The 1767-nt window shown below is 74.7% G+C and carries 2 protein-coding genes and 1 pseudogene; 2 read left to right on the forward strand and 1 reads right to left on the reverse strand.

The genetic code is table 11. The features are described 5' to 3' along the window. Nucleotides 1-474 (forward strand): annotated as a pseudogene (locus PV721_RS44245) (hypothetical protein); the annotation flags it as partial. Then, complete coding sequence (locus PV721_RS43195) at nucleotides 467-1243, forward strand: sulfite exporter TauE/SafE family protein (protein WP_319734321.1); 777 nt, start codon at nucleotides 467-469, stop codon at nucleotides 1241-1243. The pseudogene PV721_RS44245 and the gene PV721_RS43195, both read left to right, overlap by 8 nt. A 7-nt stretch (nucleotides 1244-1250) precedes the next feature. Here the strand turns inward: PV721_RS43195 and PV721_RS43200 are convergent. Next, on the reverse strand, nucleotides 1251-1767 hold a 517-nt coding region (locus PV721_RS43200; RefSeq protein WP_319734323.1), incomplete at its 5' end, for a class F sortase.

Here is a 1767-nt window from a genome sequence, read left to right on the forward strand (position 1 = left end):
ATGCTGGGCGGGGCGGGGGTGGTGACCCTGCTCTGGGCGGCGCAGGTGCGGCCCTCGGCCCGGCCCGACGCGCTGTTCGCCACCGCCGCGCACCTGACCGGTCTGCTCGCCGGTTACGGGGTGCTCGTGCTGCTGTTCCTGATGGCCCGGGTGCCCGCCGTCGAGCACGGGGTCGGCGCCTACCGGCTCGCCCGCCGGCACGCCTTCGGCGGCTACGATCCGCTGGCCCCGCACGCCCTCGGTGGTGCGGGCCGGGCTGGCCGCACCGGCGGCCGTACCTCCCGCGCGGCGCCTGGCGGCGGGGCTGGGGGCGGCCGGTGTGCCGGCCGCGACCGTGCTCACGGCGGCGGTGCACCCGGCGGCTCCGGTGGCCCCGGACCGGGTGCCGGCCCGGCAAAGCTCAACCTTTGCGCAAGTTTCCGGGGATTGATGGTCACTGCACCTGACAGCTCCATAGGGTCATGTCGTGCCTGACATATCAACAACCATGATCATTGTCCTGTGCGTGGCCGCGGCGGCGGCCGGCTGGATCGACGCCGTGGTGGGCGGTGGCGGCCTGCTGCTCCTGCCCGCACTCCTGCTCGGCCTGCCGAACGCCCACCCCGCCACCGTCCTCGGCACCAACAAAGCCGTGGCCATCGTCGGGACCGCGGGCGCCGCGGTCACCTACGTCCGCAAGGCCCCGGTGGACGTGAAGCTCGCCGTCCGCATCGGCCTGGCCGCGCTCGTCGGCTCGATGGGCGGCGCCGCGCTCGCCGGCGGCATCAGCAAGGACGCGCTCCGGCCGCTGATCATGGGCGTGCTCGTGATCGTCGCCGGCGTCGTGATCTTCAAGCCGGGCTTCGGCACCGCCCCCTCGACCGCGCCCGTCAGCCGGCAGCGGGTGCTGCTCGCCATCGCGCTCGCCGGCCTCGGCATCGGCTTCTACGACGGCCTCATCGGGCCGGGCACGGGCACCTTCCTGGTGCTCGCGCTCACGGCGCTGCTCCACCTCGACCTGGTCACCGCCTCCGCGACCGCCAAGATCGTCAACTGCTGCACCAACGCGGGGGCGCTCGCGATGTTCGCCTACCAGGGCATGGTGCTGTGGCAGCTGGCCGCGCTCATGGCGGTCTTCAACCTGGCCGGCGGCATGATCGGCGCCCGGATGGCGCTCAAGAAGGGCAGCGGCTTCGTCCGCGGGGTGCTGCTGACGGTGGTGGGCGCGCTGGTGGTCAAGCTCGGCCTCGAGCAGTGGGGATGAGCGGTGCTCAGTACGTCCCGGTGAGGTGCGCGAAGACGACCACGTTGCCCCGGTAGCCCGTGCGCGGCGAAAAGCCGCCGCCACAGGTGATCACCCGCAGCTCGGCCCGCGCGGAAGGGCCGTACACGCGGGTGTCGGGGAAGGCCATGGCGTCGTAGACCTCGACCGCGTGGACCGTGAACACCGCCGTACGGCCGTCCGCGCGCGGGATCTCGATCGCGGCCCCCCGGCGCAGCGCGCCCAGGTGGTAGAAGACCCCCGGCCCGGCGGCGTCGTCCACGTGCCCGGCGATGACGGCCGTGCCGGTGGCGCCCGGGGTGGTGCCCTCGCGGTACCAGCCGGCCAGGTCGCGGCGGTCGGGCGGCGGCACTTCGAGGCTGCCGTCCCGCTCCAGGCCCAGTCCGGTCAGCGGGGCGTCGACCCGGATGGAGGGGATCCGGATCCGGCCGGGCGGGGAGCCGGGGAGCGGGGCGATGCCCGGGCCCACGACTCCGGCGGCGGTCAGGGCCTCGGCGGGGGAGGGC

The sequence above is a fragment of the Streptomyces sp. MB09-01 genome, from assembly GCF_033794505.1.
GTDB lineage: Bacteria > Actinomycetota > Actinomycetes > Streptomycetales > Streptomycetaceae > Streptomyces.